The following is a 22414-nucleotide window of genomic DNA, read 5'->3' as shown; positions in this document are numbered from 1 at the left end:
CCGAACGCAGCCTGGGCGAGCGCATCTTTCGCGTGGTGGGCGCGCAGTTTGGTGTGCACGCTTGCATGTCCGGCCTTCGCATGGGCGTGCCGCTGATGGTGCTCGACTTGGGCCAAGGCGCAGCCGCGGCCGGCTTCGCCTTGGCTTTGTTTGGCCTCGGCCAGATCCTGCTGTCCTTGCCGGCTGGCCATGTCGCGGATCGTTACGGGGTCAAGCGGCCCGTCTATGTCGGCATGGCCATCGCCATCATCGGTGCGGCTATCGCCGCGGTCTGGCCGATTTACCCGGTGCTTTGCCTGACCGCCTTCCTGGAGGGGGCGGCCATCGCGGTGGTGGTGGTGGCGATACAGCGGCAGGCCGGCCGGCTCTCCGACGATGTGGCAGATTTGCGCCGGGTCTTTGCCTGGCTCACCTTTGGCCCCGCGGCCGCCAACTTCGCAGGCCCACTCCTGGTCGGCCTGGTGATTGACGCCGCCGGGTTTCAGGCTGCCTTCATGCTGCAGGTCGGCATCGCTCTAATGACCTGGCCCTTCATCCGGTTGATGCGGGAGTACCCTGCCACCCCGTCGGCCCAGGGCAGTCGCCAGGGCGCCTGGGCACTTTGGCGTGATCCGGTCATACGGCGTGTGCTGTCCATGAATTGGTTCGTGTCGGCGACCTGGGACCTGCACACCGTGATGCTGCCCTTGCTCGGGCATGCCCGCGGCCTATCGGCCGGTGTGATCGGCGGCATCCTCGGTGCCTTCGCGCTGGCCGCGGCGCTCATTCGCCTGGTGACGCCCGCCATGGCCGCGCGGGTCAAGGAGTGGGTGCTGCTGTCGTTTGCGCTGGGCCTGGCCGCCGTCTTGCTGGCCCTTTACCCCTTGATGTCCTCGGTGGTGGCAATGGCCGTCTGCTCGATCCTCATTGGCGCGGCGGTGGGCAGTGTCCAGCCCCTGGTGATGGGCCTGCTGCACCAGATCACGCCGCCCGATCGCCAGGGCCAGGCGGCAGGCCTGCGCATGGTGATGATCAACGCCTCAAGCATCTCAATGCCAATGCTTGCCGGCTCGGCCGGCGGTCTGGTGGGCGTGGCCGGCGTGTTTTGGGTCGGGGCTGCGCTGATGGCCTTTGGCGCCCGCCAGGCCGTGGGCCTGCGCTCGATGCTCGATCGCGGCAAGGCTTGAGCGCAGGAGGGTCTTCCTGCGTTCTGACAAGCGGCGAGCAGGCCGAGCCTTACTCGGTCGTGATCTGTCGGTCGGTCGCGAGCTTCTTCCAGGTCTGGTAGTCCTGGCGGATACGCACCGCGAGTTCCTCCGGGGTGGCATTGATCGGAGCGGCGCCATCGGCTTCGACCAGCTTGCGCACCTCACCGCTGCGCGCAACCTCGTTGGTCTCGCGGTTGAGGCGCTGCAGCAGCGCCGGCGGCAGGCCAGCCGGGGCAAAGAGGCCGTACCAGATGCCGGTTTTGAAGCCGGCGGCAGCCTGCCCCATGGCAGGCACGCCCGGGTAGGCGGGGTTGGGCTGGGCTGCGGTCACCGCGATCGGGATCACACGGCCCGACTGCACCTGGGGGGCCAGCGTGGAGTAGGAGCCGATGGTCAGGGTCAGGGTGCCGGCCGCCACGTCCACCAGCGCCGGGGCGGCGCCCTTGTAGGGAATGTGGCGGATCTTGATCTTGGCAGCGTCGTTGAGCAGTTCGACCGCCATGTGGCCCAGCGAGCCGACACCCCCGGAGCCGGCGGTGAGCATCTCGGGCTTGGCCCGCGCGGCGGCCACCAGGTCCTCGGGGGTCTTGATGCCGGCCTGCGAGGACACCCCCACCAGCATGGGGCCGTCGGCCACGATGGCCACCGGCACCAGGTCAGTGGTGACATCGTAGGGCACATTGCGCGCGGTGGCGGCAGCGGTGACCAGGCTGGTGGAATTGAACACGAGTTGCGACCCGTCTTTCGGGCCCTTGGCCACGCCAGCAACGGCGGTGGTGCCCGCGGCCCCGGCCCGGTTTTCCACAATCACGGTGGTGCCAAGCCGGGTGCTCAGTTGCGCCGCCACGGCACGAGCCAGAACATCGGTGCCCGCGCCCGGTGCAAAGGGAACGATGACCTTGATGAGGGGAGGGATGGTGACCTGCTGGGAGAAGGCTGCCAGGGGCGTGGCGAGCAGGGCCAGGCTGGCGAGAGAAAGAGTGAGTCGACGTTGCATGAATTGTCTCCAGAACAAAAAGCTAAATAGGCTCGAGTGGGGTCCGCGCGAGGTTGCGCCGAGCCGTGCCAACTGTCAATCCGGTGCGACCCATTTGTTCCGTACTTCGGGTGCATCGCCGCCGGTGCGAATCCTGTGCATCCTGCCCCTGGGTCCTCAGGTCCTGCGCCGCAGTAAATCTGTGAGTTCGTCAACCCGGATCCCGGGGTCGAGCCGATCGACCATTTCGAACAGGCGGGCCGATTGCGTCTGGCCAATCACCTCCTCGGTGAGCTCCATCAGCTTGGTGAGGTGCTGTTCGGGGGTGTAGGGTGAATCGGCCCGGCCGGGCACCTTGTCGATGAACACCCGCTGGCTGCTACCGTTCCGAAAATGGGCGGTCACGTCGGCAACGAAGCGCAAGCCGTACTGGGCGTCGAGCTCAGGCGACACCTCCAGCTTCATCTTTCGGGCCAGCAAGATCACCTCGGAATCCGGCGGCAGCTGCAGCCGACCTTCGAGGAAGTCCAAGTGGGTGCGGTAGCCGTTGCCCTTTCCAGTAGCGGCCAGCGCCATTTGCGTCGGCAACGAGTACTGCAGCTCCTCGATGTTTCGCGGCTGGAAGATGTTCTCGTTGCCGGTGCCGACGATGGCGTCGACCATGGTCTGCAGCTTGATGTCGATCGATTCGATCTCCTGTGCGCGTGCTTGCAGCGCCGCGCCGGCCTCGATGAAGGGGTGAGTGCAGGCGCAGGCACAGTAGGCCTTGAAGGAGAGCTCAGGCAGGGTCAGGGGCGCGTCCAGCGCGAACACAGCCCGCGCCTCGTCGCTCACCTGCTTGCGGATAAAGGTGGCATACAGGCCCCGGCGACCCGTGAGCCAGCGCTGGGGGCCAGTCACCCCTGCGCGCGCGAGCTCGGCCGACTCAATGCCATTGCGCACCGCCAAGCCCGCATGGGCGCGCTTGATCGATCCGCCGGTGGAGGCGTACTCGGTCGGGCCGCTGGCGTGGCTCAGGGCAATGGCCAGGGCATGGAAGGTTTTTTCTTCGTCCAGGCCATAGAGCTTGGCAGCCACCGCTGCGGCGCCGAAGTTGGCCAGCACCGCATGCGGCTGCCATCCGGCATTGAGGAGGTCCGGCGAGCCCAGGTTGCCAATGCGCACGTAGACCTCGTAGCCGGCCACCATCGCTACCAGCATCTCCTCCAGGGTGGCACCAACCTCCTCGCCGATAGCCAGCGCGGTGGGCACCACGCAGCAGCCCGGGTGGGCATTGCCGGCGAAGTCGTCGTACTCGAAGCCGTGACCGTAGGTGGCATTGAGGTAGGCGGCGTCGGCGGCGGCGACCTTGGTCGCCTCCCCGACCAGGGTGGATGCACCCGGCCGCAGCTGGCGGGCGGCCCGCACCTGGCGTGACCAGGGCAGCCTCGCCGCGCCGATCTGGATGGCTAGCTGGTCCTTGATCAGGGCCCGGGCGGCCGCGTGCGAAGCCGGGTCAATATGCTGCGATGTGAAGCCGACGACCAGACGGGCGACGGCACGTTCGAGGGAATCAGGGGTCATCGGTGCGGTGGAGGTCATGGGGCAGGCCTGAACTTGACAATGAATTGCGCGAGTGGATCATGCATGATATATCCTGCCTGATCGCCACAAGATAACCGTTGGTCGGCTAACATCGGCCCGGTACTGCGAGGGGCCGTTTTTCAGACCGGCGCCCAGCGCCCGCCGGGTCGGCTGTGAGTGACCAGCGTCCTGTGGACTTAACCGAAAAAAGGGGGTTCCCTTTGGATCCGATCAGAAGTTCCCAGCTGCCCAAAGATGTCGGCATGCAACTGTCCGCATCGGTGGCCAGCCACCTGCGTGAGCAGATCGTCTCTGGCCGCCTCAAGACCGGAGAGTTCCTTCGCATTGACGCCATTGCGAGTGAGCTGGGGGTGAGCACAACGCCCGTGCGCGAAGGCCTGCTGCTGCTGCAAAGCGAATCCTTTGTTCGCCTGCTGCCGCGGCGCGGCTTTGTCGTCAACAGCTTCAGCCAAGGTGACCTGCGCGACATCTTCTGGGCCCAGGCGGTCATTGCCGCCGAACTGGCCTCCCGCGCAGCGCAAAAAATGGGCAAGGAGGGAGTCGCCCACTTGCAGCACTTGATCGCCGAGCACAAGGCGGCCTACAAGGCGCGCAACGACGAGCAGGTGGCGCGCCTGGGTCATGAGTTTCACCGCGCCATCAACCTGGCCGCCGAGTCGCCCCGTCTGGCGCTGCTTCTGGGCAGCCTCACCAAGCAGCTGCCCAACCGCTTCTACGCCAGCATCGAGGGGCAGCTCGAGGAGACCTTCGAGTACCACCCCATCATCCTGGATGCCATTCGCATGAAGGATTCGGAGGCGGTGCGCTCTCTGATGTATCGCCACATCATGGGCGGCGGCGACCACCTGGTCGACTCGCTTGAGCGCAGTGGCGCCTGGGGCGAGCCCCCGGCCTCAGTAGCGAAGTCTGTTGCCAAGTCCTCTGCCAAGCCCGCGGTTCGCAGCGCCCGTGGGGGTGCCAAGGCGCAGCCAGCCAAGCCAGCCAAGGCGGCCAAGCCGACAAAGCCCGTCAAGGCGCCAGCTCGTTCCAAGGCAGCAGCCAAACCTGCGGCCCCCAAGGGTCGGGCGCGGGCCTAGAGCCGCGCTCCAGCCGGAGCCAAGCGCTGTCCGGGAAGGGTCGATTCGCGGCTTCCCGAGCGCGCTCGATATTGTCGATAATGCATGATGTATGTTAGGGTGTCACCGTTTCTGGCCTCTGTCCTGTGGCCGTGACAACCTGACCTGCATCTTGCCGACCCCCATCAAGGAGACAACCTTGCTCAAGACCCTTTCCCGCATCGCCGCGGCCGCCGCCAGCGCCCTGCTGGCTGCCGCCAGCGCCCAGGCTTTCCCGGACAAGCCGATCACCCTGATCGTTCCCTTTGGCGCCGGCACCTCGGTCGACGCCAACGGGCGTGATCTGGGACAGGCGCTCAACGCCTTGGGCAAAGTCACTGCGGTGGTCGACAACCGCGCCGGCGCCGAAGGCACCATTGGCGCGATGGCCGTGCTCAACGCGCCTGCCGATGGCCACACCCTGATGGTGACCAGCAGTTCGATCCCGGTGCTGGACCCGCTGGTCCGAAAAGGCATGCAGTTCGATCCGGTCAAGGACTTCACCCCGATCTGCGCAATGTCCCGGACCAGCAACGTCATCAACATCACCGGAAGCAACCCGATCAAGAACGCGGCCGAGCTGATTGCCGCCGACAAGGCGAACCCGGGCAAGCTGACCTTCGCCTACTCCTCGGCCACCACCCGCCTGGCTGGCGAGTTATTTGCCCAGGCCTCGGGCATCAAGCTCACCGCCGTCCCCTACAAGGCCTCGGCCGCCGGCCTGACCGACATGGCCTCGGGCGTGGTCGACCTGTTCTTCATCGACCATGTGTCGGTGGGGCCTCTGCTTCAGAGCAACAAGGCCCGGGCCCTGGCGGTGTCGGGTGACAAGCGCGTGGGCTCGCTGCCCAACGTGCCGAACGCCAGGGAGATCGGGGTACCGGGCTACAACATTCAGCCCTGGTTTGGCGTGTACGTGTCTTCCAAGACGCCGCCAGCAGTCGTTGCCCAGGTGCGTGACCTGGTGATGCAGGCCCTCAACACGCCCACGACCAAGGCTACCCTGGAAAGGCGCGGCCAAGACCCCATCCTGGTGTGCGGCGACGCCATGGCCAAGTTCCAGGCCGAGGAAATTGAGCTCTGGCGCGGGGTGCTGAAGAAGGCCGGCATCGAGCCGCAATAAGCAGCGCAGAAGTCATGCGCACCGGCGGCCGCGACAGCGCGGCTGCCGGTGCGCCAGCATCTGTTTTCCGATTCATTGCCCGCTTCGGCTTCGGCAGCGCACTCGGCGTCATTTGCGTCTGAGCTCCGCCCCGGACCCTGGTCAACCCAGGACGCTCCCATGAAACCCATTCGCTCCTTCCTCTTCGTCCCCGGCAACAAGGCTTCCTGGATCGAAAAGTCCGTGGCCGCCAAGGCCGACGCCCTGATCCTCGACCTCGAAGACAGCGTGCCGCCTGACCAGAAGGTCGAGGCTCGCGGCGTTGTGCAGTCCAAACTGGCTTTTCTCGCCGAGCGGGGCCAGCGCACCTGGGTGCGCATCAACCGCAGCCCGCACCTGTATGACTTCGACGACATGATGGCGGTGGTCAGCGCCGAGGTCGAAGGCGTCTTCATCTCCAAGCCCTGCGGCCCGGAGGATGTGGATACCGCTGCGTCCATGCTGGCCGAGGTGGAGTGGCGCAAGGGCTTGCCGGTGGGCTCGACCAAGATCATTCCGCTTCTGGAGACCGCTCGCTCACTGCAGTTTGCCTATGAGATCGGGCTGCGCGAGCGTGTGCCCTTTCTGGTGGGCGCTACCGCCAAGAATGCCGACGTCGCCCGCGCGCTTGGCACGATATGGACGCCCGGTGGCCGCGAGACCGCTTATCTCAAGTCACGCATCGTGATGGCCGCGCGCGCCGCCGGCAAGCTGCCGATCGGCGGCGTGTGGCAGCAGGTGCATGACCTGGAGGGCTTGCGCCAGTCTTCGCAGCTCGATCGTGAACTGGGCATGAGCGGTGAGCTCTCGCTGCATCCGTCCAATGTCGCCATCCTCAACGAGATTTACAGCCCCTCGCCCGAACAGGTGGCGTTCTACAAGGGAATGATCGCCGCCCTCGACCAGGCGCAGGCGCAGGGCCGCGCCTCTTGCGTGTACGACGGCGAGCACATCGACATTGCGCATGTGAAGACTGCACGCGAAATCATTGCGCTGGCCGAATCCTTCGCCAGCTGAACGACTACCAGGAGAAATCGATGAGCGACACAAGTCTGGACACCCTCTACGCCGCAGCCGACGCCCGCAAGCAGCACCTCGACGATGTGCGCCAGGCCGCGCGCAAGCTGGCCGATCGCTACCCGCTGTCTTACTGGCGCGAGTGCGACAAGAACGAAAAATACCCCTGGGACTTCGTCAACGCCTTCGCTGCGGCTGGCTGGATGGGGGTGATGATGCCCGAGGAGTACGGCGGCATGGGCCTAGGCCTCACCGAGGCGGCCATCATGCTGCAGGAGGTGGCGGCGTCGGGTGCCGGCATGAGCGGCGCGTCCGCGGTTCACTTCTACATCTTCCCGCCCGCGCCCATCCTGCGCCATGGCACCGAGGAGATGAAAAAGCGTGTCCTGCCAGCGCTGGCCCGCGGTGAAACCCTGATGGCCTTCGGCGTCACTGAGCCGACTTCCGGCGTGGATACCTCCCGCATTCGCACCCGCGCCGAGCGCAAGGGCGACCGCTGGGTGATCAACGGCCAGAAGGTCTGGTCGACCAATGCGCAAAACGCCAAGAAGTACCTGATCCTCGCGCGCACCTCGCCGCGCGATGAAAAGCGCCCGCTGGACGGCATGACGCTCTTTTTCGCCGACATGGACCGCAAGCACTGCGACGTGCGGGTGATCGACAAGCTGGGCCGGGCGGCGGTGGACTCCAATGAGGTCTTTATCGACGGCCTGGAGGTGGCCGACGAGAACGTGATCGGCGAGGTGGGCAAGGGCTTTTACTACCTGATCGACGGCCTCAACCCCGAGCGCATCGTGGTGGGCACCGAGACGGTGGGCATCGGCCGCGCGGCCCTAGGCATGGCGGTGAAGTACGCCAACGAGCGGGTGGTTTTCGACCGGCCGATCGGCAAGAACCAGGCCGTGGCCAACCCTCTGGCCGAGAACTGGATCCGCCTCGAAGCGGCCAACGCGGTTTGCATGCAGGCCGCCGAGTTGTTCGACCGTGGCCTGCCCTGCGGCCCGGAGTCCAACGCCGCCAAGTTCTTGGGTGCTGACGCCGGCTACCTGGCCTGTGACCAGGCCATGCAGACGCATGGCGGTTATGCCTACTCGAAGGAGTACCACATCGAGCGCCTGTGGCGCGAGGTGCGGCTGCTGCGCCTGGCACCGATCTCGCAGGAGATGGTGCTCAATTACGTCGCCAACAAGGTGCTGGGCCTGCCCAAGTCATACTGACCTGCACCGACTGCCCGCGCCGCCTGAGTCAAAGTAGCCGCCATGGACCATCAAGCCGTTCTTGACCAGGCCTTGGAGCGCTGGAACGCCGCTGGCCTCCGCTGGAACCCCTCGGCCTACGCCGATTGCTTCACCGAAGATGGCCTGTTCTTCGGTGGACGCCCGACCCACGCGGTCGGGCGCAACGCGATCCGAGCCTATTTCGAGTCGTATGTCGGCGTGATCACCGTCTGCCAATTGGCCCTGCGGGACCAGCACTTCGTCGAGGCCGGCGCAGGATTTTTGCTCGCGCAGGGCTGGGGAGAGTTCAGCTTCGTGCTGGCCGATGGCGAGCGCACCGGCTCCACCGTTCGCACCACCTGGCTGCTGCAGCAGATGCCAGACGGGAAATGGAAGATCCGCCAGCAGCACATCGCGCCACCCCCGGAGGTTCCGCCGCTGGGCCGCGATGCTGACCCTGGCGCGCCGCCCCAGGCCCGCTAGCTCAGGCCGCGTCGCGCATCATGTTGCGCGCGATCAGGATTTGCTGGATCTGGGTCGTCCCCTCGTAAATACGGAACAGCCGCACGTCGCGGTAAAAGCGCTCGATGCCGTACTCGCTCATGTAGCCGGCACCGCCAAACACCTGCACCGCGCGGTCAGCCACCCGGCCGCACATCTCGGAGGCGAACATCTTGGCGCAGGAGGCCTCGGTGGTGTGGGGCAGGCCCTCGTCACGCCGCCGGGCGGCGTCGATCATCATGCTGCGAGCTGCATAGATCTCGGCCTTGCTGTCGGCGAGCAGCGCCTGCACCAGCTGGAAGTCGCCAATGCGCTGGCCGAACTGCTTGCGCTCCATGGCATAACGAAGCGCGTCGGCCAGCATGCGCTCGGCCACGCCCACGCAGACTGCGGCAATGTGGATGCGACCCTTGTCCAGTACCTTCATCGCGGTCTTGAAGCCCACGCCCTCCTTGCCGCCGATCAGGTTCTCGGCCGGCACCCGGCAGTTCTCGAAAATCACGTCGCAGGTGTGGGCGCCACGCTGGCCCATCTTCTTGTCCCGCCGGCCGAAGCTGATGCCCGGGCTCTTGGCGTCGACGATGAAGGCCGAAATTCCTGAGGCGCTCTTGTCGGCCGGGTTGGTGCGGGCCATCAAGGTGAACACGCCCGCATGCGGCGCATTGGTGATGTAGCGCTTGGTCCCGTTGACAACATAGTGCTCGCCGTCGCGGAGGGCGGTGGTGCGCAGGGAGGCTGCGTCCGAGCCAGACTCGGGCTCGGTCAGCGCAAAGGACGCGATGATCTCGCCGGTGGCCATGCCGGGTAGGTAGCGGCGCTTTTGTTCCTCGGTGCCGTCAAAGACGATGCCCTGGGAGCCAATGCCCACCGTGGTGCCGATGATGGAGCGGAACGCCGGCGAGGTGCGGCACAACTCCAGAACGGCCAGGGCCTCTTCTTCCATGGTGAGCGCCAGGCCGCCGTATTCCTCAGGAATGGACAGCCCGAACAGGCCCATGCGTTTCATCTCGTCCACGAGTTCGTCGGGGATCTCGTCGGTCTCCGCTACGGAATCCTCTTGGGGTACCAGGCGCTCGCGGACGAATCGGGCGATGTTCTGCAGCAGCAGGTCCAGTGTTTCGCGGTCTCGGATCATGGGTCAATGGTCGGCGCGAACCAGCGCGCGAGTCAAGCTTGTTCGCAGCAACGTTCCGTACTGTGGCCTCCACGAAGACAGATCAAATTCCAATCTCAGCGATCGGCCATGTCGCCTCCGATGTACGGAACCTTGGGCGAACCCCGATTGACCCCTGATGGTGCCGCCCCGTATGGTCTGCCTCGCAATGCCGAGCCAAATTGACCCCCCACGCCTGCTGCAGCGGGCCTTCCCCATCATCGAGCAAGCCTGGACCGCGCGCGACACCCAGTTTTACGCGCTTTCTCTGGGCCTGGGAAGCGACCCGCTCGACCCGGGTCCGCTGCGCTATGTCTACGAGGGCCTGTCCGGCAATGCCCTGGTTGCCATGCCCACCCTGGCCAATGTGCTGGCCTACCCCGGCTTCTGGGCGCGTGAGCCCGACACCGGCATCGCCTGGGAACAGGTGGTGCATGCCGAGCATGAACTGACCTTGCACACCCCGCTTCCGGCAACTGGTCATGCTACCGGCCATACCCGAGTGACCGCGCTCTGGGACCGAGGGGAGGGGCGTGGCGCATTTCTGCAGCAGGTCCGCGAGATCCGCGACGTGACCTCGGGGACCCTGATTGCCACCGCGCGCCAGCTCAATTTCCTTCGCGGCGACGGTGGCCTGGGGCCTGGCGCTTCCGAAGGCAGCCCGCCGCCGCCGCACCCCATCCCCGAGCGCGCGCCCGACCTGGTCTGCGACCTGGCCACCTCGCCGCAGGCGGCGCTTCTGTACCGCCTCTGCGGTGACCTGAACCCGCTGCACGCCGACCCGGCGGTGGCTGCCCGGGCGGGCTTTTCCCGACCCATCCTGCACGGCATGGCCACCATGGGGATTGCCGCCCACGCGGTGCTGCGCGCACTGCTTGATTACGACGCCACGCGCTTTGCCGCGATGCGTGTCCGCTTCACCGCGCCGGCCTTGCCGGGCGACACCCTGCGCACCGAACTGTGGGTGGACGGCAGCCAGGTGTCGCTGCGCACCACCGCCCTTGAGCGTGGCGCGGTGGTCCTCAATCATGGGCGCGTGGACCTGCGCCCCTCATCGATCGCCTGAAGGAATTGCGCATGAAAGGAGCAGCCATCGTTTCCCCCGCCTTACGCCCGTCGGCGCTTTCTGCGAGATTCGCGAGGGCCTCCGCGTGAGCCACGCATCCGACACCTGGCACCCGCGTGAGCGGCACCTGACGCAGTCTGGCATTGCGCAGTTAATGGCGCGGCTGGGCACGGCCCGCTACGAAGACCTGCAGGCCCTGGCGCTGCGCGAGCCCGAACACTACTGGCGCGCGGTGATGGCGCATTGCGAGATCCGATGGACCACGCCGCCCTCGGCTTACCTGGACGACGTGCGCGGTCCGGCCTTCCCGCGCTGGTTTCCAGGCGGGCGCCTCAACTGGGTCGACACCATCTTGGCCTGGGCCGATCGCCCGGTCACCTTTGGCCAGCCGGCCATCCTCGCCGAGCGCGAGGACGGCAGCGTCCAGACAGTGGCCTGGTCTGAGCTCGGCCCCCGGGTCAGTGAGTTCTCCGCGGGCCTAGCCGACCTTGGCGTGGGCGCCGGGGACCGGGTGGGTCTGCTGATGGAAAACGGCGTCGAAGCCAGCGTTTCCTTCATGGCAGTGGCCAGCCTCGGTGCCATTGTGGTGCCCCTGTTCAGCGGCTTCGGCGCCGACGCGATCGTCTCCCGCCTCGCTGCGGCCGAGGCCAGCGCGGTGCTCGCCACTACGGGCTTCTGGCGGCGGGGCCGTCGTATCGACGTCCAAGCCCCGGTGCGCGAGGCGCTGCAGCGGCTGCCTTCGGTCAAGCAGGTGGTCTGGAAGGGCGACCCGGGCCCTGCGCCCGTCGCCGCTACCGCAACAGACCCGTTCAACAGAGACTGGCAGGCGGTCGCACGCGCGGGCGCCGGTCGCGGCCGCGCGCCGCTGGCCATGGACCCAAACGATCCCTTCATGGTGATCTACACCTCCGGCACCACTGGCAAGCCCAAGGGCGTGGTGCACACGCATGGCAACTTTCCCGTCAAGATCGCGCACGACGCGCTGGTGCACTTCGACATCCAGCCAGGTGACCGCTTCTGCTGGCCAGCCGATATGGGCTGGATCGCCGGCAGCCTGGTGATGTGCGCCTCGCTGATGCGTGGTGCCACGCTGGTGTGCTACGACGGCGCGCCAGATTTTCCCGACTGGTCCCGCATGTCGCGCCTGGTCGAGCGGCACCGCATCACCCACTTCGGCTCGGCGCCCACTTTGATCCGCGGGATGGCGGCGCATGAGGCCCAGGCGCTGGCGGGTGACCGCAGCAGCGTGCGGCTGCTGGTCACCGCGGGCGAAGCCATTGACCCTGAGCACTTTGCCTGGTTCCAGCGCCGCTTCGGCGGCGGCGAGCACCCGCTCATGAACTACACCGGCGGCACCGAGGCCTCAGGCGGCTTGCTGGCCAGCGTGCCGATCCGGCCCATCCCGCCGGCAGGCTTCAATACCATCTCCCCGGGGGTCGACGTCGATGTGGTCAACGCTCAGGGAGAGCCGGTCACCGGCGAGGTCGGAGAGTTGGCAATTCGCGGCGCCTACATCGGCATGACCCAGTCCTTCTGGCAGGACGACGAGCGCTACCTCGAGACCTACTGGCGAACCATCCCCGGCCTGTGGGTGCATGGCGACCTGGCCTTGCGCACTGAAGGGGGTGACTTCTTCATCATGGGTCGCTCGGACGACACCCTCAAGGTGGCTGGCAAGCGTTTGGGGCCGGCCGAGGTTGAGGAGTTGGCGCTGGAAATGCCGGCGGTGGCCGAGGCCGCCGCCATTGGCGTGCACGATGCTGAGAAGGGCCAGAAGCTGGTGGTTTTTGTCGTGCCGACGCCAGGGCATGTGGCCGATGCCGCGCTGCTGGCCGAGGTTGCCCAGCGGGTGGCCGACAAGCTCGGCCGGCCCTTCCGTCCGGCTGCGGTTCACGCCGTGACGCAGCTGCCCAAGACCCGCAGCTCCAAGATCATGCGGCGCGTCATTCGCAGCGTGTACACCGGCGCGCCACCCGGCGATTTGTCCTCGCTGGACAACCCGTCGGCGTTGGACGAAATCCGGGCGCACGCCCCCCGCAACTAGCCAGCCCCCATGCGCGCCGCCCTGAGAACGGAGACCGCGGCACGCGTCGAGGCCCTGGTCGCCGACATCGACGGGCAGCCATGAACACTACGACCGATCGTGGCCTGCGTTATCGCGACGCGTCCATTCACCCCTCACAAAACACAGGAGACCACTCATGGAACTCGGGCTGCGTGCAAAGAAGATTCTGATCACCGGTGCCTCGCAGGGTATCGGTGCCGGCTTGGCCGAGGCCTTTGCTGCAGAAGGCTGTGAGCTGTACCTCGTGGCTCGCTCGGCGGACAAGCTCGGCGCAGTGGCCGACACCATTGGCCAAGCCCACGGTGTGCAAGTGCACCTGCTGCCGTTGGACATCACCGCGCCAGGCGCAATTGACCAGGTCATGGCTTTCGGGGGGCATGTGGATGTTCTTGTCAACAACGCTGGCAGCATTCCGGGCGGCACGCTCTGGGAAGTGGACGAGACCCGCTGGCGCGAAGGCTGGGAGCTCAAGGTCTTTGGCTACATCAACCTGTGCCGGGCCATGTATCCCGCGATGAAGGCGCGTGGCGCCGGTGTCATCTTGAACAACATCGGCAACGGCGGCGAGAACCCAGACTTCAACTACATCGCTGGCTCCACCGGCAACGCCGCCTTGATGGCGTTCACCCGCGCCCTGGGTGGGCGCAGCCTGGAGGACGGCATCCGTGTCGTCGGTGTCAATGCCGGGCCGGTGGCCACTGACCGCATCGTCAAGGTGATGCGCGGCCATGCAGCCAAGCTGCTGGGGGACGCCGAGCGCTTTGGCGAGTTGATGGCCAAGTACCCGCTGGGCCGTCCAGCCACCGTGCCCGAGGTGGCCGACCTGTTCGTCTACCTCGCCTCGGACCGCTCGGCCTATAGCAGCGGCGCCATCTTCACCGTCGACGGCGGCATTACCTCCAAGCGCTCGGTGTAGCCTGACCGGACTGCTGCGTGCAGAGGCGCTGACCCTGCTTGGAAACGGTGGGCGACCCTGCCCAGGCGGGCTCGCCTGTGGCTCGATAATGCAACCTGCATGAACACCGCTGACCGCCCCCCGCTGGTGCCGGTGCTGGCCTGGTCCACCAGCCAGCATGCGCTGTCGATGCTGCAGGTTTTTGTGGTCCCCGCCATTGCGCCGGCCATGGCCGCGGGGCTGGGCGTCACTGAGTCGCTGGTCGGGGTGCAGGTGATACTGGTCTACGTCACGGCCACGATTGCTTCGCTGTTCGCCGGGTCGCTGGTGGTGCGCCTGGGCGCGGTGCGCGCCACTCAATTGAGCATCGCCACCGGCGCAGTGGGCCTGGCTCTGTCGGCGGTCCCCTCGCTGCCAGTGATCGCAGTGGCCTCGGTGGTGCTGGGGCTGGGTTATGGTCTCATCAATCCGGCCACTGGCCAGATGCTGGAGGCCGCGGTGTCGCCCGAGCGCCGGGCCTTTGCCTTTTCGCTCAAGCAGTCGGCCTTGCCCCTGGGCGGGGTGCTCGCTGGCCTCGCCGCACCCGGCCTGGCGCTGGCGCTGGGCTGGCAAGGCACCTTGCTGCTGGCAGCGCTGGCCTCCCTGCTGGGGGCCGGACTGCTGGAGGTGCCGCGCCGCTGGTTCCCGGCGGATGCCCGCGCGCCTGAGCCCGGCGGCGGCCGGGCCTGGGGTGACATCGGCATCATCTGGAGCTCGCCCCCCTTGCGCAACACCTGCTTGGCGGTGCTGACCATCTCCGGCGTGCAACTCACCTTGACCACCTATCTGGTGACCCTGTTGGTGCAGCATGTAGGCATCAGCCTGGTGGCGGCCGGCATTGCCCTGGCCTGCCTGAACATCGGCGGTGTGCTGGGTCGGGTGGCCTGGGGGGCGGCGACCCAGGCGCTGGGTTCGGGGTCGGCGGTGCTCACGCTGATGTACGGCATTGGCGTGCTGGGCCTGCTGGCCTTTCCCTTCATGACCGCAGACTGGCCTTTGGCCGTCATTTGCGCCCTGAGCTTTTTGCTGGGGTCCGTCATCATGGGCTCGCCCGGCGTCTTTGTGAGCGAGGTGGTGCGGCTGGCACCCGCGGGTGAGGCAGCCCGCGCGATCGGTGCCGGTTATTTTTTCGCCTTCGGCGGTGCACAACTCGGCGTACTGCTGTTCATCGTCGGCTACCAGGTGATGGAAAGTTACCCGGCCACCCTCTGGCTGCTGGTGCTGCTGGGGGTGCATGGCTTTTTGATGTCGATCCGCACCCTGCTGGCGTTGAGGGCATCGCGAGCGGACGGTAGTGGCGCTGGCGCGAAGGATTAGCCGAAGCGACCAGGCGCAACGACCATCGCAACTACTGGGGCCACGACAGGCGCAACTACTGGGGCAACGCCAGGCGCTCAGTCCGCCTTCGGATCGACCGAGGCAAACAGGCGCAACAAGATAGCCAGGCAAGCCAGCACACCAGCCATGCTAGCCAGGGAGCCACGCGGGCCGATGAGGTCCGCCAACGCACCGAAGCTGGCTGACCCCAGGGCCCCACCCACCATCATGCTCATGAGAAAGACCGACATGCCCCGGGCCCGAAAGGCGTCCGCGAGCCTGCTCTGCAAGGTGACGCTGAGTGTGTTGCCTGCGCTGAGCCATCCGGCGCCGGTGATGAAAAGAAGGACGACCGTGGCGCCCACGTGATCGACAGCCGACACACCCAGCACGCCCGCGGCCACGACGAGCGTGCCGCAGGTGACGATGGTCTGGCTGCTGTAGCGCTGCCTGGTGCGGTGAAGGAAGGGGCCCACGCAGATCGCGCCGACAGCCCCCGACGCCGCGAGGCTGGCATACAGCCCGGCGTCTCCCGGGCGCAGCGAATTGGCCACCAGCGGCAACAGGGCCAACAGCGAGGTCACCGCCATGTAGACCAAGCCGCATTGCAGGATGACGGCGCGCCGCTCAGGGTGGCGCAAGATGTAGTTGAGCCCATCCCTGATAGCCGGCAGCAAGTGACGCGTGTGTTCGGGCGCAGGCGCCGCCCGATAAGGCCAGCGCACCAGCACGAGCACCGACCCCAGCGACAGTACGCAAACGATGGCGAACACCCAGGTGGTGCCCCAGGCCGCCACCACCAACCCTGCGAGCATGGGCCCGAACACGCGTGCGCCGTTCATCGCCATCGCGTGCAGCGTCAGCGCTGAGGCCAGTTGCTCACGGACCACAATCTCCGGCACGATGGCGTTGAACACTGGCCAGCGCAGCGCAGTGGCCATGCCGGAGGCGAACATCAGCGCCAGAAGTGACCACGGGGTCAAGCTGCCAGTGATCATCTGCGCGGTCACCAGCCCTGCAACCACCGCAAGCCAGGCCTGAGAGAGCACCAGCCCCAGGCGCCGGTTGATGACGTCGGCCAGCGCCCCGCCCGGCAGCGCGAGCAGGAATACCGGCAGTGTCACCGCTGTCTGCACCAAGGACACCATCAGCGCGCTGCTGGTCAAAGAGGTCATCAGCCAAGCGGCCGCCACCTCCGTCATCCAGACGCAGATATTGGCGCCCAGCCAAATGCTCCACAGCACGCTGAAGCGTCGGTTGCCAAGCGGCGACCAAGGCCCGCCCTGGGGCCCCGCCGGCGGGGGAGAGGTCGCGCTCACCGCCCGCGGTGGAGCCTATCCCCTGGGTGGCTCCCCGGATTTGATGGAAGACGCCCGCGAGGACGCCCGGGAAGACGCGAGCGCCTACCGTCGTCCCTACGCGAGTGGGGACTCACTGGGCAGCGGGCTTGGTCATCTCGACCAACTGCTTCCACTTCGCGTTTTCCTTCGGGGCGTTCGCGGCCAGTACGGTGGACGTCAGCGGCAGGGGGTCGCCCGCGAACTTCATCACGTACTCCTTGAAATCTGGCGCGTTGGCAATCCGCACGAGCTCGGCGGACAGCTTGGCGATGATGGGTTGCGGCGTGCCGCGCGGCGCCATCATCCAGACCGGGGAGGAGACGTCGTAGCCGGTCAGACCCAGTTCGGCCAGGGTCGGCACTTCGGGGAAGCTCGATGACCGGGTGGTGCCGGTGACGGCCAGGGCTCGCAGCCTGCCGGCACGAATCAGGGGCATGGCCGAGGAGGTGCCGCCGAACATCATGTCGGTCTGGCCGCTGGCGGCGTCGATCGGCACCTGGCTGGCTGCCTTGTAGGGCACGTGATTGAGCTTGACCTTCGCCAGCAGCTCAAACATGGCGCCGCACATATGCCCGGTGGTGCCGATCCCGGCGGTGCCGTAGGACAAGACGCCCGGTTTTTGCTTGGCAGCGGCGATGACGTCGGCCACGTTCTTGAACGGTGAATCCGTGCGGACTGCGAGGATCAGCTGGGTGTCGATCAGCTGCGCGATCGGTTCAAAGTCCTTGACCGGGTCGTAGGGGGTGGCTTGTACCCAGGACTGCGAGTAGTGGGCCGCGTAGGTGAACAGCAGCGTGTAGCCGTCGGCCGGTGCCTTGGCGACAACCTCGGTGCCCTGGATGATGCCCGCCCCGGGGCGGTTCTCGACCACGACCGAGGTGTTCCAGGCAGTGCCCAGCGCGCTGGCGACGAAGCGGGCCGTGCCGTCGGTCGCCGAGCCCGGCGAGATCGGCACCACGATGCGGATGGCCTTGTTGGGGTAGCTGGGGGCGGCATTGCCCTGGGCCCATGCCGGAGCGGCTGCGCCGGCCAGCAAGGCCAATGAAAAGTCACGTCGCGACAGGCCGCGCGTGTCCGTCGTTTTGGGTCGGGTGTTCATGCTTGTCTCCTAGTGTGCTGTTCGATTGTTCTGATCGATTTCGGCGATGTTCAATGAAGAACATAATGCATAATCGATTAGGCGAAAGCTTCCGTCAATAGCTGGGCGACTTGGTTCCGTACTTTGGTGAAAAGGCGAACCAGCCGGGTCCCGCCGGCCGATCAAGCGAAGTCGTCCAGGTCCGCCAGCAGGGCCTCCAGCGCGGAGGAGGCCGACATCAGGGCCGGCGCGATGCGGCGGTATTCGGCGGCTGCATTGCCCTGAATGGCGACATTGCCGCAGCTCATCGCCATTCGCGTCTTTTGCCGGCCAATCTGCACCGGCCGCGCCAAGCCGAAGGTGTGGCGGCGAAAACTGCCGAAGACCCCGCACATCCCGCTTTGCGCCAGGTCCTCAAAGGCCTGCGCGATGCCGGCCTCCACCTGATCGGCCTGCGGGCCTGCCTGTGCGACTAGGGTAGCCACCATGCTTTGGCGTTGCCTGGCCGGCAGCGACCAGACATAGGCACGGCCGATGGCTGTCTGACCCATGGGCACCAGCGAGCCCACGCCATAGCGCAGCGTCGTGGTGTGCCGTCCTGCGCGGTAGCCCACATAAAGCATGTCCAGGCCGTCGGGCATGGCCAGTGTGGCGTTGACCTCCAGCCGGTCGGCCAGTTCCTGCAAAAAAGGGCCAGCCCGCTCGACCAACTCGCTGGTGGCGGCGTAGGCATGTCCCATGGCTAGCGGCGCGACGGTCAGCTCGAACTGGCGCCCGCCAGGCACGTGCCGCAGATAACCCAGCTGAAGCAAAGTGGTGGTCAATCGGGACACGGTGGCCTTGGACAGGCCGGTGCGCCGCACCAGTTCCGCATTGCCCAGCGGCAGTCGGTCGGAGTGGAAGGCCCGCAAGACCTGCATGCCGCGCTGAACGGTCAGCACGGAGGCGGTCAGCACCGATGCGGTCCTTGGGTTGTCGGTCTCAGCGGTGGTCATCACAGGCCCCGCGTGTCCTGAATGCTGGTGGCAATACCTGCCAGCCGCGGGCCGATTTCCCGGTCGACCCGCGCGCGTACCAGCGCCTCGCTGGGGCCGATGCAGGCCAGCACCAAGGGCGACTGGTCAGCGTCTCGCAGCGGCGTGGCGATCACGGTGAGGGCGTCCTCTCCGACCGTACTGGAACTGCACCACCCCTTCTCCCGAACCTGGCCCATGGCCTCACTGGCGCGGCGCCGCTCCTGCGCCCACGTCCGTGGCGCGCGGCGCTCCAGGCTGTCCAACAGGTACTGCCGCTCCAACCCGGGCAAGACCGCCAGCAGCGCCCAACCCATGGGGGATGCAGCGATACCGACCCGTGCGCCTACATGCAGGCCCAGGTTCAGCGGTGGGTGCGGGCGATGTGGGCTCTCGCAGCTATCCAGCACGATGAGGTCAAGCCGCTCTCGCCCGCAAAGCACCACATGCAGGTCGTTTTGGCGCGCAAACGCTGCCATCGGCAGCCGGGCGGCCTTGCGCACCGCGGAGTTGGCGGCTGCACCGTAGCCCAGGGCCATGACCGAGGCGGTGAGCCGAAATCGCCGACCCTCGGTGTCGTGATGCAGGTAGCCGCAGGCCGCCAGCGCGCGCGCCAAGCGCGCCGCGGTGGAGGAGGGCAGGCCCGCGCGCCTCGCCATCTCGCTCAGGCCGAGCCAGCGCTCTTGGGGGGTGAAGGTGGCCAGCAGGGCAAGGGCCCGGGCAAAGGGCATGACCTGGCCCGGGGCCGGGCGCCGGGGGGGCGTTGTCGCTTCGGTCACGGGGCGCATGGCTCAAGTATTCCGTACTTCGGGTTGGTGGTGGCGAGGGCTTTCAGGGGGCAGTGTCTACGACGTAGGGCGGCGGTTCGGGCTGGGCCTGCCTACAATATGCATCATGCATAGTATTTGAAAGCGGGGACGCAATGAAATTAGGCATCTTGGGCGCTGGCTTGATCGCGCAGGCCGTCGCGACCTTGGCGCTGAAAAAAGGCCACGAGGTGATGGTGAGCAACTCGCGCGGCCCGCAAACGCTCGGGGAGGTGGCTGCGGCACTGGGCTGCCAGGCGGGCACGGCCGAAGAGGCTGCCGCGTTTGGCGACATGGTGTTGGTGGCGATTCCCTTTCACGCCTGCCGTACGCTGTCCGGCGCATCGCTCGCCGGCAAGGTGGTGATGGACGCCTGCAACCACTACCCCGGCCGCGACGGCGCCGACGCGGCGCTGGACGCCATGACGGACACCAGTGGCCAGGTGCTGGCCCGCCAGTTGCCTGGCGCGCGGGTGGTCAAGGTCTTCAACGCCATCATGGCGCGGGACATCGTGCCCCATGCCCGTGCCAGCAGCGTCAGCGGCGCTCCCGACCGCCGGGCCTTGCCGATCGCGGGCGATGACGCCGCCGCACGACAGCAGGTCATCGCATTTCTGGACGAGATCGGTTACGACTCGGTCGACGCCGGTCCTCTGGCCGAGAGCTGGCGCTTCGAGCGCGGCATGCCAGGCTACTGCATTCCCCTGCGGCGCAGCTCGATGGCGGGCGCGTTGCTGATGGCCGAGAAGGGCCAGCGGGTGCCCGACGGATCCTGGCGGACCCCGAGGGATTTGGCCTGAGGCTGGGTCAGATCCACGGCCTTGCGCGCGTCCACACGCTGAATTTCTGGCGCCAACGCTGCCAGGTCAATGCGAGGCTTGACCTCGAATCAGCCTCTGCGCCGTGCCAGGTGCGTTGCCAGCGCGATGCAGCCGCAGGAAGCGACCACCACACTGAGCATCACCACCGCGCAGCTGTATGCGGGGTCTGAATCCGGACTCACCAGGCTGCCTGAAACGGCGGCCATCACCATGAGCGTGCAGCCTTGCACACCCGCCGCGGTGCCGGCCTGGGTGGGCCGGAAGGTATAGGCCCGCGCCGTCATCACCGGCGATGACATACCGGCGCCGCAGTTCAGGGTGACCAGAGCGATGAGCATATTGGTCAGATTCAACTGTTGCCCCATCTCCAGAGCGAGCAGGGCCAGCGCGCCCGCGACCGCCAGCAACAAGCCGACCGCCGCCAGGCGGTGCGGCGCGATACGTCGGACGAGGGTGCTGGTGAGCGCGTTGCCCAAGGCCAGCCCCATCATTACCAGCCCCGAGCACAGGCCGACCTCCGTCAGGCCCAGGCCCATCTCGCGTGTGAGAAGAACCGGCGCCACCGCCAGAAAGGCGAAGGCGGCGGTATTGAGGCCCGCGGTGCCCAGGGCCAGCCCGGTGAAGCGAAGGTCACGCACCAGGCTGCCGTAGTCGGCCGCGATGCGGCGGGCGTCGAAGGGCTTGATCGAGGGGCAGGTCTCGGGCAGGCGTCGCACCGTCATCCAAAGGCTGAACAGGCCCACGGCGCCCAGAAGGCCGAGCAGCGCGCGCCAGCCCAAGCCATGGGCGATGGCACCGCCCAACATCGGCGCCAGCCCAGGGGATAGCAAGACCACGAGTGCCAGAAGCGCCAGCAGGCGGATCATCTCCACCCCCTCGCTCGTGTCCCGGATGATGGCACGCCCCAGCGACATGCCGCAGGCGGCGCCCAGCCCCTGCACCACCCTCGCCACCAGCAGCAACTCCAGCGTGGGTGCGCTGGCGGCAGCCAGGCCACCCACGGTAAAGAGCGTGGTACCCGCCACCAGTGCCCGGCGGCGGCCGACACTGTCGGAGACCGGCCCCCAGATCAGTTGGCCGATGGCCAGCGTGAGCAGGTAGACGGAGATGGCCAACTGCATCTGACCGGCGGAAACACCCAGATCTGAAGCGGCGACGGGCAGGGCTGGCACCATGAGGTGAATGCCGATGCTCGCACCCATGGTGATGGTGGCGAGCAGCCAGAACGGGGGGCGCGCCCTCTCCTGGGTGGGCACGGTCTGCTGGTTCAACGCCATCGGCTGCTCATAGGCCGGATCGCAGCGAGGATTGGCATGGGCGCGCTGGTCGGGGGCACAGGTGTTTCGGTCAAGTCTGGGATCTATCTCGCTAAGCTGCGCCCAGCGTTCTCAATTTGAAGTGGGCCGCTTCTGGGCGACCGAGCGGGGCGCAGGCTTGCACTCGGCATTGGATGGGCCACACCGTTGATTGTTCATTATGAACTTAGTGTGGAAATTGGATCGCAGCGGAACCGACAGCCGCTCGCTCGCAGGCGCTATGGCCTAGCGCAGGCGCTGCGTTTCACCCGCAATCCCCAGCGCCCTCCTTAGCGGCTCCACCCACTGCCCCTTGCTGGCATCCCACACCGGCGAAAAGTCCGAGGCGAACTCCCACCACGCCCAGCCGATGCCGCGGGCCTCGGCTTCCTCGCGCACCATGCGGGCGTAAGCGGCGCGCGACGCCATCGGCGCTTCGCGATAGGCGCCGAACTCGCCCAGGTGCAGCGGAACGCCAGCGGTTCGGCTCCAGGCGGTGGCGGTGTCCAGGGCCTGGCGCAGTGCCCCGCGCTGGGCGTCGTCGCAGCAAGGCCGGCCCAGGGGCAGTACCGGCTGGCGCCAGGGCACGCCCTGGTGGGTGAAGTCGAAGGGGTCGTAGCTGTGAATGGCGACGATCAGGTGCCGGTCTGGCGGCAGCCGCAACCGGGCGAGGCCCCGCGGGTGGTTCCAGTCGTCGGGGCCGATCAACACCACCCGTTCGGGGTTGGTCTCGCGCACTGCGGCCAGGGCCCGCGCCGCCAGCCGGTTCCAGCGCGCGCCGCCGAGGGCTTGGCCGGCGGCGGGGACGG

Annotated in this window: 20 protein-coding genes; 11 read left to right on the top strand and 9 right to left on the bottom strand. The window is 67.0% G+C overall.

The genetic code is table 11. The annotated features are described in order from the left end of the window. A partial coding sequence (locus QE494_RS09600; RefSeq protein WP_300042780.1) for an MFS transporter occupies positions 1 to 1166 on the top strand: 1166 nt, incomplete at its 5' end. A 49-nt stretch (positions 1167 to 1215) separates the two neighbouring features. On the opposite strand, the gene QE494_RS09595 is transcribed toward QE494_RS09600, so the two are convergent. Both QE494_RS09595 and QE494_RS09590 read right to left on the bottom strand, forming a co-directional pair. Then, positions 1216 to 2184: a tripartite tricarboxylate transporter substrate-binding protein gene (locus tag QE494_RS09595; protein WP_300042779.1), complete on the bottom strand. Its 969-nt coding sequence runs from the start codon at positions 2182 to 2184 to the stop codon at positions 1216 to 1218. Between the two features lie 156 nt (positions 2185 to 2340). Next, entirely contained in the window at positions 2341 to 3744 is a 1404-nt protein-coding gene (locus tag QE494_RS09590; RefSeq protein ID WP_300042777.1) for an MmgE/PrpD family protein, read from the bottom strand. A 245-nt stretch (positions 3745 to 3989) separates the two neighbouring features. On the opposite strand from QE494_RS09590, the gene QE494_RS09585 reads away from it, so the two are divergent. The 5 genes from QE494_RS09585 to QE494_RS09565 all read left to right on the top strand — a co-directional run bounded on the left by QE494_RS09585 (position 3990) and on the right by QE494_RS09565 (position 8699). Continuing rightward, entirely contained in the window at positions 3990 to 4823 is an 834-nt protein-coding gene (locus tag QE494_RS09585; protein ID WP_300042776.1) for a GntR family transcriptional regulator, read from the top strand. A 178-nt stretch (positions 4824 to 5001) separates the two neighbouring features. After that, a complete protein-coding gene (locus tag QE494_RS09580) occupies positions 5002 to 5964 on the top strand; it encodes a tripartite tricarboxylate transporter substrate binding protein (RefSeq protein ID WP_300042775.1) in 963 nt (320 codons plus the stop codon). Positions 5965 to 6123: 159 nt separating this feature from the next. After that, positions 6124 to 6999 carry a CoA ester lyase gene (locus QE494_RS09575; protein ID WP_300042774.1) on the top strand — a complete coding sequence of 292 codons (876 nt, stop codon included), beginning with the start codon at positions 6124 to 6126 and terminating at the stop codon, positions 6997 to 6999. A 20-nt stretch (positions 7000 to 7019) separates the two neighbouring features. Then, on the top strand, positions 7020 to 8216 hold the full coding sequence (locus tag QE494_RS09570; RefSeq protein ID WP_300042773.1) for an acyl-CoA dehydrogenase family protein: 1197 nt from the start codon (positions 7020 to 7022) through the stop codon (positions 8214 to 8216). A 42-nt stretch (positions 8217 to 8258) separates the two neighbouring features. Then, positions 8259 to 8699, top strand: a complete 441-nt coding sequence (locus QE494_RS09565; RefSeq protein ID WP_300042772.1) for an SgcJ/EcaC family oxidoreductase — start codon at positions 8259 to 8261, stop codon at positions 8697 to 8699. A gap of 1 nt (position 8700) precedes the next feature. Here QE494_RS09565 and QE494_RS09560 read toward each other — a convergent pair whose 3' ends face one another. After that, complete coding sequence (locus tag QE494_RS09560) at positions 8701 to 9852, bottom strand: acyl-CoA dehydrogenase family protein (protein WP_300042770.1); 1152 nt, start codon at positions 9850 to 9852, stop codon at positions 8701 to 8703. A gap of 187 nt (positions 9853 to 10039) precedes the next feature. Here QE494_RS09560 and QE494_RS09555 point away from each other — a divergent pair, with 187 nt between their 5' ends. The 4 genes from QE494_RS09555 (at position 10040) to QE494_RS09540 (ending at position 15252) form a co-directional block, all read left to right on the top strand. Beyond that, complete coding sequence (locus QE494_RS09555; protein WP_300042768.1) at positions 10040 to 10936, top strand: MaoC family dehydratase; 897 nt, start codon at positions 10040 to 10042, stop codon at positions 10934 to 10936. 154 nt (positions 10937 to 11090) lie between these two features. Next, positions 11091 to 12980, top strand: a complete 1890-nt coding sequence (locus QE494_RS09550) for an AMP-binding protein (RefSeq protein WP_300042781.1) — start codon at positions 11091 to 11093, stop codon at positions 12978 to 12980. A 157-nt stretch (positions 12981 to 13137) separates the two neighbouring features. Further along, entirely contained in the window at positions 13138 to 13917 is a 780-nt protein-coding gene (locus QE494_RS09545; protein ID WP_300042767.1) for an SDR family oxidoreductase, read from the top strand. A 99-nt stretch (positions 13918 to 14016) separates the two neighbouring features. Then, positions 14017 to 15252, top strand: coding sequence for an MFS transporter (locus tag QE494_RS09540; RefSeq protein WP_300042766.1), 1236 nt, complete (start codon positions 14017 to 14019; stop codon positions 15250 to 15252). A 77-nt stretch (positions 15253 to 15329) separates the two neighbouring features. On the opposite strand, the gene QE494_RS09535 is transcribed toward QE494_RS09540, so the two are convergent. The 4 genes from QE494_RS09535 to QE494_RS09520 all read right to left on the bottom strand — a co-directional run bounded on the left by QE494_RS09535 (position 15330) and on the right by QE494_RS09520 (position 19471). Further along, entirely contained in the window at positions 15330 to 16571 is a 1242-nt protein-coding gene (locus QE494_RS09535) for an MFS transporter (protein ID WP_300042765.1), read from the bottom strand. 112 nt (positions 16572 to 16683) lie between these two features. Beyond that, positions 16684 to 17691, bottom strand: coding sequence for a tripartite tricarboxylate transporter substrate binding protein (locus QE494_RS09530; protein WP_300042764.1), 1008 nt, complete (start codon positions 17689 to 17691; stop codon positions 16684 to 16686). A 161-nt stretch (positions 17692 to 17852) separates the two neighbouring features. Next, positions 17853 to 18665, bottom strand: a complete 813-nt coding sequence (locus QE494_RS09525) for an IclR family transcriptional regulator (RefSeq protein ID WP_300042763.1) — start codon at positions 18663 to 18665, stop codon at positions 17853 to 17855. Then, positions 18665 to 19471 (bottom strand): IclR family transcriptional regulator, encoded by an 807-nt coding sequence (locus QE494_RS09520; RefSeq protein ID WP_300042762.1) that lies wholly within the window; start codon positions 19469 to 19471, stop codon positions 18665 to 18667. The genes QE494_RS09525 and QE494_RS09520 overlap by 1 nt, the downstream gene beginning before the upstream one ends. Positions 19472 to 19605: 134 nt before the next feature. Here QE494_RS09520 and QE494_RS09515 point away from each other — a divergent pair, with 134 nt between their 5' ends. Then, on the top strand, positions 19606 to 20289 hold the full coding sequence (locus tag QE494_RS09515) for an NADPH-dependent F420 reductase (RefSeq protein ID WP_300042761.1): 684 nt from the start codon (positions 19606 to 19608) through the stop codon (positions 20287 to 20289). Between the two features lie 89 nt (positions 20290 to 20378). Here QE494_RS09515 and QE494_RS09510 read toward each other — a convergent pair whose 3' ends face one another. Both QE494_RS09510 and QE494_RS09505 read right to left on the bottom strand, forming a co-directional pair. Further along, complete coding sequence (locus tag QE494_RS09510) at positions 20379 to 21587, bottom strand: multidrug effflux MFS transporter (protein ID WP_300042760.1); 1209 nt, start codon at positions 21585 to 21587, stop codon at positions 20379 to 20381. Positions 21588 to 21851: 264 nt separating this feature from the next. Then, on the bottom strand, positions 21852 to 22414 hold a 563-nt coding region (locus QE494_RS09505; RefSeq protein WP_300042759.1), incomplete at its 5' end, for a glycoside hydrolase family 5 protein.

Origin of the sequence: Ramlibacter sp., assembly GCF_029866045.1 — a bacterium.
Classification (GTDB): domain Bacteria; phylum Pseudomonadota; class Gammaproteobacteria; order Burkholderiales; family Burkholderiaceae_C; genus Ramlibacter.
This window is presented reverse-complemented; position numbering and strand designations above follow the sequence as displayed.

Excerpts from the sequence above, each read along its gene's own strand:
- QE494_RS09595 (WP_300042779.1), bottom strand. The coding sequence starts at position 2,184 with ATGCAACGTCGACTCACTCTTTCTCTCGCCAGCCTGGCCCTGCTCGCC.
- QE494_RS09590 (WP_300042777.1), bottom strand. The coding sequence starts at position 3,744 with ATGACCTCCACCGCACCGATGACCCCTGATTCCCTCGAACGTGCCGTC.
- QE494_RS09585 (WP_300042776.1), top strand. The coding sequence starts at position 3,990 with ATGCAACTGTCCGCATCGGTGGCCAGCCACCTGCGTGAGCAGATCGTC.
- QE494_RS09575 (WP_300042774.1), top strand. The coding sequence starts at position 6,124 with ATGAAACCCATTCGCTCCTTCCTCTTCGTCCCCGGCAACAAGGCTTCC.
- QE494_RS09570 (WP_300042773.1), top strand. The coding sequence starts at position 7,020 with ATGAGCGACACAAGTCTGGACACCCTCTACGCCGCAGCCGACGCCCGC.
- QE494_RS09565 (WP_300042772.1), top strand. The coding sequence starts at position 8,259 with ATGGACCATCAAGCCGTTCTTGACCAGGCCTTGGAGCGCTGGAACGCC.
- QE494_RS09560 (WP_300042770.1), bottom strand. The coding sequence starts at position 9,852 with ATGATCCGAGACCGCGAAACACTGGACCTGCTGCTGCAGAACATCGCC.
- QE494_RS09555 (WP_300042768.1), top strand. The coding sequence starts at position 10,040 with ATGCCGAGCCAAATTGACCCCCCACGCCTGCTGCAGCGGGCCTTCCCC.
- QE494_RS09550 (WP_300042781.1), top strand. The coding sequence starts at position 11,091 with ATGGCGCGGCTGGGCACGGCCCGCTACGAAGACCTGCAGGCCCTGGCG.
- QE494_RS09545 (WP_300042767.1), top strand. The coding sequence starts at position 13,138 with ATGGAACTCGGGCTGCGTGCAAAGAAGATTCTGATCACCGGTGCCTCG.
- QE494_RS09540 (WP_300042766.1), top strand. The coding sequence starts at position 14,017 with ATGAACACCGCTGACCGCCCCCCGCTGGTGCCGGTGCTGGCCTGGTCC.
- QE494_RS09530 (WP_300042764.1), bottom strand. The coding sequence starts at position 17,691 with ATGAACACCCGACCCAAAACGACGGACACGCGCGGCCTGTCGCGACGT.
- QE494_RS09525 (WP_300042763.1), bottom strand. The coding sequence starts at position 18,665 with ATGACCACCGCTGAGACCGACAACCCAAGGACCGCATCGGTGCTGACC.
- QE494_RS09520 (WP_300042762.1), bottom strand. The coding sequence starts at position 19,471 with ATGCGCCCCGTGACCGAAGCGACAACGCCCCCCCGGCGCCCGGCCCCG.
- QE494_RS09515 (WP_300042761.1), top strand. The coding sequence starts at position 19,606 with ATGAAATTAGGCATCTTGGGCGCTGGCTTGATCGCGCAGGCCGTCGCG.
- QE494_RS09510 (WP_300042760.1), bottom strand. The coding sequence starts at position 21,587 with ATGGCGTTGAACCAGCAGACCGTGCCCACCCAGGAGAGGGCGCGCCCC.